Raw genomic sequence first — 7,221 nt, 5'->3', positions numbered from 1 at the left:
GGGAGCGCCGATGGTACTGGGGTCACACCCGGGAGAGTAGGTGGCCGCCAACCCCACCACGGGCGGGGCAGCATCCACACAAGGACGCTGCCCCGCCCTTTTTTTGTGCCCGCCCGGGCGGGGAGCTACAAGGAGGCAGTATAGAACAGGAAAGCCGCAGTCACTGATAAGGTGGCTGCGGCTTTTCCTTTATGGGTATACTGTGGTCCCAGAGATTTTCGCAGCTAGGCCAGCTTACTTAAAAGAAATAAAAAGCTAACTAGCCCTGACCCCAAAGGTAGAGCTGTTTTATTCTAATACTATTATCAATCGATTGGTTCGCATAGATCTGCTCTATGGCGTCCCGAAAGCTTTCGGGGTGCCTTCCCGTGCAATGCATCCCACCTGCCGCACATTATATGGAAGCACAAGCGGACGCTTACGCCAGTGTTTACAGTTTCCAAATTCACGAAATGAAAAAACTCCAGTACACAGAATCCATTCGATAATGGTATAATATTGCCATTGCTCGCGTGTAAAAGGAATAATTTGGCCTCTGGCGCAGTTGAGTTACAAACGCGACATTATTTTTAGACACCCCGAAAGCTTTCGGGGCGCCAGTAAAGTCTTGCGTTAGAAAAAATAGAGGATAAAGAGGCCCTGCTCCAGGAGGGCAATCTTATAATTTGAAATGGAAGGTTATACCAGATAGTCAACAGATAGGGCATGTGGTATAGGAAGCAGCTTTATTTCTGCAATTCAAGTTGTTCGCAAACAGGTATAAAGAGAAAGGCCCTGGATGCAGCTGCATCCAGGGCCTTTCTCTTTAAATTTGTTCTGAATTTATGCTTTTCGGCCAGCCACAGCAACGAAAAGATCCTCTGGCTGGAGATAGCGTTGTGCCAGGGCTTTTAGCTCCGGAGCAGTGGTTGTGCGAATGGTTGTGACGAAGTCATTGTAATGGTTTTGCGGAAGGTCATATAGCACGATCTTCTTGTAGCGGTCACACTGATCGAAGATCGTGTTGATGTCGTTCAGGAACTTGCCCAGCATATAGTTTTTCACGGTTTGGAGTTCATCTTCCGGCACTTCCTCCTGCTGCAACAGCGTGATCTCTTTGATAATCTCCTCAATCGTCTTGTCCGTTACGGCGTAATTCACGTCAGTGCCGATGTAGAACATACTGTCCTGCTCTTTCGGGGAAATGACAGAGTAGATGCCATAGGTATAGCCTTTATCTTCCCGAATGTTGCGCATAAGCCTTGAGCCAAAGTAGCCACCGAGTATCTCATTGAGCACGGCAAGCTGCAAATAGTCTTTGTCTGTGATCAGTGGAAACCTGCGTCCCATCCTAATTGAAGACTGTAGACTATTCTCTACCAGCACCAAACTCGATTTTTTGCCTGTGTCAGGATGTATGGCGATCTCCTTTTGAGCACTTGTGTGCGATGCTTTCGAGGGCTGCAATTGCAACTGCTGAATCTCATGCTCCAGATAGCGTTGCGTTTGTTCATTGATGTCGCCACACGCCAACACCTCTAACTCCTGGGTCAGGAACCTGCTTTTATAAAACTGGTGTAAATCCTCCTTCGTAAGTGGCTCCAAGGCTTCTTCATCAAACCCAAACACATAGGGATGCTGCTCTCCGAAAACATGTTCTGTGAAACTGTGGGTGGCAAGGTAGCTGGTTTTCTGCCGTTGTACTTTTATGTTCTGGGTAGTGCGCTGCTTCAGGAGTTTGTATTCTTCCTCCGGGAAAACCGGGTTTTGTAGGACATCTAGAACGAGGGGAAGTAGTTCCTCTACGTATTTTGAAAGGCAGTACAGCGTGAACTCCGTTCGGTCGTAGCCGTGGCTATTTTCAAAAGAAGCACCGTAAAAGGCAATTTTGTCTGCTATTTGTTTCGCCGTATGATTCAGTGTGCCCTCTAGCAGCATTCTCACAGCCAGGTCCGACTGGCCCACCTTCTCTTCAAACCATTTACCGGCCTTAAAAACAAAATCCAGCCTGATGACAGGCTGGGTTTCGCTTTTGATGAGATGTAATTTCGCTCCGTTGCTTAAGTTTGTCACTTCAGCTATCTGCAGCGTAATGGCATCTATTTCGTATGTTTCTGGTGCTTTTGTTCTATCCAGCATTCTATATTGTTTAATGTCTAGTCAAGGTTCAGGGCCAGTGTAAAGCGCCAGGTGTCGGCCAGCGGGTTGCTTTGGTCGCTAGGCACAAGGTATGCAGCGTCCAGACCAAACTTCTGATAACGCAGTCCTATACCTGTGGAAAAGTACTTCCGGCCACCCTTTTCCGGGTTTTCATAGAAGTAACCGGCACGGGCCGCGAAAAGTTTGTTATACCAGTACTCCACACCTGCTGATATATTCACTTCTTTCATTTCCTCGCTTGCGCCGCCCTCTGCATCAGAGAAAGAGGAGAAAATACCGCTTACAACACTTTGGTTGCTGTCAGCGCCCGGAGAGGGTACCAGAAGTTTGTTGGCATCTACCACCAGCGTAAGCGAGTTATACGCATCCAGGTTATACGTGACAGCCGTACCGACTTTCAGGTTGGTTGGCAGAAAACTCTTATCCTCGTTCTCAGAATAGGCTATCTTACCGCCGATATTCGAGATGTTGGCAGCCAGGCCAAGGTTCAGGTTCTGGCCAAGGTCTTTGTTATAGTATACGCCTACATCCACTGCGGCCGTGTTTCCGGGCTGCGACTCTATGTTGCTTCCGCTCACGTTCACGTCACCGGCAAGGTTGGAGTGAATAAAGCGCGCGCCAACTCCCACACTGAAGTTCTCGCTCAGCGCCTGACCATAGGCCACAGACAATGCATATTCTTTCGGATTGTAGTTCTGCAGCGGTGCCTGGTTTGCATCGATAAACTGGATCTCACCCAGGTCAAAATACATCAGGGAAGCAGAGATTGCCGAGGTTTCGTTCAGCTTCTTGTAGCCAGACAAATAGTTCAGCGACATGTCGTCCACGATATTGCCGAGCCATTTGGCATAAGAGAAGGCAATACTCGCATCGTTCTCCACAAAGCCAAGCTTGGCAGGGTTCCAGTAAGCCGCGTTCGCATCCGGCGACAAGGCCACGCCAGCGTCGCCGAGGGCTGCCGAACGGGTGTCAGGGGCCACGGTCAGGATTGGAACGGCTGTGGTAACGGCGTTTAGGTTAGAGCCTGTTGAGGTTGCAGGAGGTGGAGTGGTCTGTGCAAAAGCAGCAGGGGCTGAAAATAAGGCGAAGGCAAATGCTGAAGCCTTTAGAATCTGACGTTTATTGTACATATATAAGGTGAATAGCTGTATCAAATATAGAAATTAAGAATAACTATGTTAATTTAAAATTACGAGTTTGTCAAATTTGGATGTTTTTGAGCCATCCTGCTGCGACCGCACACTCATTCTATACACATAAACGCCGCGGGCCAGTGTATCATTGTATTCGTCTCGGCCATTCCAGGATAAATCGGCCACATGCGCCTTGCTGGCATACGAGGTAGTTTGCAAGGTTTTTATGAGCTTGCCAGAGATGGTATAAATCTGCACCTGAATGTCAAGGTTTTCACCGGCCCTGTTGTGGTCAAAATGGAAAGTGGTGTGTGTCGAAAAAGGATTTGGATAGTTCAACACATGCTCTAACGCAAGATTAGCGTCATTAGATACAAAAAACTCTATATATTCTTCGGAGGAATTATTATGGGTGTCCCACGCTTTCAGTCGCACAGAATGCGGTCCGGCTTCCAGGTCTTTCAGGGTGTATTTTATCTGTCCTTTCTGGTAGTTGTTCTGCGTTGCGGTATAGTAATCGTTTAGCACGATCACATTGTCGCGGTTCTCATCCAGTATGGCCGTAATCTCATGCCCGATGCCCAGGCCAGCAGTGTTGATGCCATTGTCGTCGAACAGGTTTGCCAGCAGGACGGTGGTTTTGCCTGTGCTGCCCCCGTTCGCAAACGACTCGTCGTCCATATACAGGTTAACGGTGGGCGGCGTGTTGTCTGTGGGCACATTGGTGGCGGTGCCGCCAATCACCACAGATTGGTTGGCACCCATGGCATCGGAGGTGCTGTTGCTGGCATACAGGGCTATTTTCCCGGTACCATAATTATAGGCGATGTCCTTGGGCACCACAAACGTGACCGTGAACTGCCCCTGCTGCACGGAGGCTTTGCCGTCATAGATCACGTTCTCGCGTACCTGCACCGGCACGACCTGCGAGTTTTCGTCGCCCAGGGTATACCGCGTGGTCGACTTCTCATACACGGTCAGGCGCAGGTCGCCGCTGAAATCGGAGGCAAGGCTGCCTGCGCCCGTTACTACCTGCCCCTGCAAGGTTACCTTGCCCAGGGCGCTGAGTGTGTCTGTGGCTGTCTCAACGCCGTTGATGTGCGTCAGCTGCACCTGCAGTTTTGGATAAGCCAGTTGCAGCGAGGGGTCGCTGAGGAGGGAAAAGTTGCGGTTGTTTACTCCCGTTGAGCCACTTACATTATCCGTGATGCTGTTGTTCTTGGTATGGAGCACCAGATCGCCGAGGCGGGGCATACGCCCGTCTAGTGGCGTGAAGGCGCTTTTAAAGAAGTTCCGGTTGAGTACCCGGTTGCCGTTGGAGTACACAGGACGCGTGGTGGTGACAAGGCCCACGGCTCCGCCGCCTTCGTGGAGCAAGGCTATTTCCGCGCCCGATGTGCGGGCAGGGTCGTCATAGCGGCCAAACTCGCAGGTGGCCGTCAGGATAAAGGTCAGGTTCTCCTTGTTCGTCCAGCCTTTGATCTGCTGCAGGGTCAGGATCTGCTCCTCCGCCAGGCTTACCTCATTGCCGTGGCCGGTATAGTTCATGATGAGCGACCCTTGCTCTACCGCTTTGTTGATGGCAGCCGTGGCAGCAGGCACACGCTGCCCGTTTGGCAGTGCCTGCTGCGGGTATAGATCCACGTATATTTTGTTGGGGGTATACACCGGAAAAGTGCTCTCGATGTAGTTGGCCAGGTACTCAGCGTCTTTCTGGTGCTCATTATAATCACCGTCGTCGGCCATAAACGTGATCTTGCTGCGCCAGCCCCCGAAATGGCTCGGGCTGTCGTAGGCGATGATTTTGTCGACCACAGTCGCTGCCTCTGCCGCCGACTTTACGGGCAGCCGCCCAATGCCAATGTCCAGCAGGTGATCCCCGAACGAGTCTTCTGCCCACTCACCCTCATCGGCATCCAAGAACCCGTAATAGTCTTCGGAGGAATAACTGGCGATAGGGTGCAGCGACTGCCGGGACTCATAGATCGGCACAAAGTTCGTGTTGTTGCGGGAGCGGTCTTTATAATCGTAGGAGGCATCGCCGAAAAGCAGGAGGTACAGCGCCTCGTCGCCACGCTTGGCACTGCGGCTGTGCACCATCCGCATAAAGTCGCGGATAGCCGTCACGTCCTGCGCGCCAGAGGAAAACTCATTGAAGATTTGGCCTGGCGTAACCACTTCCACCCGCATGTTGCTGTGCTGCGCACGATGGGCCGCAAGTCGGTTCGCCTCCTGCAGAAACGCCGGGTGCGCCACAATCACAAAGTCCAGGCTGCCGTCCTCGTTCAGGCGGTGCAGGTTCTGGTTGGCCACTTTGCCAAGGGCTGTGGGCCGCGTGCTGATGTTGCCGCCCTCAAACACCACAAACTCCCGGAGCGTGGCGGTAGGGGCGCTAAAGCTGCCATTGCTGAACTGCCGTGCCTCGGGCCGTTGCGGCTCGGTTACATCCCACACGGTGGCGCTGGCCGCTGCCCCGGCTATGCGGAAGTCACTGACAGGCGCAGACAGGCTTTTCAGGGACCGGAAACTGGTCTGCTCGCCATAAAGTTTCAGCTGCCGCTCATACGCAAGCTCCAGATAGTTTAGGTAGCCGACGGAGGAAGAGCTGCCGCCGGGGCTGAAGGTCAGCTTTACCTCATAGGCTGGCACATTGCCCAGCTTCTGTTGGCCGATGCTGTAGGTATGGGTGCTGTTGGTGCCCTCGGGGTGGTAATTATAAGTGCCCCTCGAGGGAATCGTTTGGGAGCCAAGCGCCTGGTCGTTGAGTCTCAGGCTAAAGGAGCTTTCGGCAGGCGAGTTCGCCATGAGCGCAGCCGTGAGCTTTACCGTTGCGTTTGGCACTGCGTCGGATACGGCAAAAGAGACACTGCGGGAAGGGGCGAAGCTGCTGAAGTCCTCGCCATACCACTCCCTGCCCGAGTATACCATGTTTTTCAGGTCCTTTTCGTGGAACAGGCGCTCGTTATACGTGCTGATTGTCTGGGAAGCCACCGAGACGGGGCTGGCGGAAGCAACGCGCATGCCCGCGGAATGGTTGACGCGGAGGAAGTAATAGGCCGTGTCGGAGTAGAGGTTATAGGTATGCTCAAACTGCTCCTGGGTTTCGTTGTAGGCCCAGGTATGGGGCCCCTGGGCATAAAACAGGGCATAGTCTGCATCGTCAAACTTCCCGTCAGTCTCTCCGGCCACCCAAATGGCGTTCTCTACCAGGTCGTCGGGGCGCGGGGCGCTGTTCGGTTGTGGCAGCATGCCGCCGCCGTTACCAAATACCTGTATTTTTTTTGGGTCGATGCTTTGGGTGCTGAGGCCTAGCGTCTGCAGCACGCTTTTGTCGATTTTGTATACCCCGGAGGCGGTGACGGCCAGTTTATACCAATCGCCGGTGCTGAGCACTGAGTTTGTGGCAAAGCTGCCAGCGGAGCCAGTGCGGGCATTGGTTGCGTTGGTGCCGCCGGAGGTATAGGTATACCTGAAGCTGACCAGTTTCTCCAGCTGGTTGCTGCCGGGGTTAAGCCGGACAGGAAGAATAGCGATCAGGCTTGCGGGCACTTTGTTCTGCATGCCCTGCCGCACGTGCACCTGCGGCTCTGCCGGAAACCTGTACGTGCCAAACAACTGCTGCTCGGCTGCACTGAAAGGCTGATACTGGGGTTCTGTCAGTTGAAAGGCGCTGGCGTGCACTCCGGGCAACTGCAGGCGGTAGTATGGCAATCCCTCCACAGGGTCTATTGAGGCACCTGCAAACGTGGGCACCTTCCCGTCGGGGGTGCGGGTGGGGAGTATGGCAGCCTGACCTTCCCACTGCAGCGTTACGCTTTCGGTGGGTGCCTGTGCCCCGGCCTGCATTGTCAGTAAGCTCAGCAGAACCAGCGCGCATACAGAAACAAGTCGGGAAGGCCACATCATAAAATCTGTGTAGTATAATAGGGAAATCAGCCTGCCACAGATA

Annotated in this window: 3 protein-coding genes; all 3 read right to left on the bottom strand. The window is 53.0% G+C overall.

The features are described from left to right. Window positions 1-822: 822 nt before the first annotated feature. From MKJ04_RS12435 to porU, 3 genes are read right to left on the bottom strand one after another with little or no spacing between them, the layout of a single operon-like run. Window positions 823-2,118, bottom strand: coding sequence for a M16 family metallopeptidase (locus MKJ04_RS12435; protein ID WP_241641967.1), 1,296 nt, complete (start codon window positions 2,116-2,118; stop codon window positions 823-825). 17 nt (window positions 2,119-2,135) lie between these two features. Then, on the bottom strand, window positions 2,136-3,269 hold the full coding sequence (gene porV, locus MKJ04_RS12430; protein ID WP_241641966.1) for a type IX secretion system outer membrane channel protein PorV: 1,134 nt from the start codon (window positions 3,267-3,269) through the stop codon (window positions 2,136-2,138). 48 nt (window positions 3,270-3,317) lie between these two features. Then, a complete protein-coding gene (porU, locus tag MKJ04_RS12425; RefSeq protein WP_241641965.1) occupies window positions 3,318-7,178 on the bottom strand; it encodes a type IX secretion system sortase PorU in 3,861 nt (1,286 codons plus the stop codon). Window positions 7,179-7,221 lie beyond the last annotated feature (43 nt).

The organism is Pontibacter sp. E15-1 (assembly GCF_022601975.1).
GTDB lineage: Bacteria > Bacteroidota > Bacteroidia > Cytophagales > Hymenobacteraceae > Pontibacter.
The sequence above is the reverse complement of the archived record's forward strand: the minus strand, read 5'-3'. Positions and strand labels throughout refer to the sequence as shown.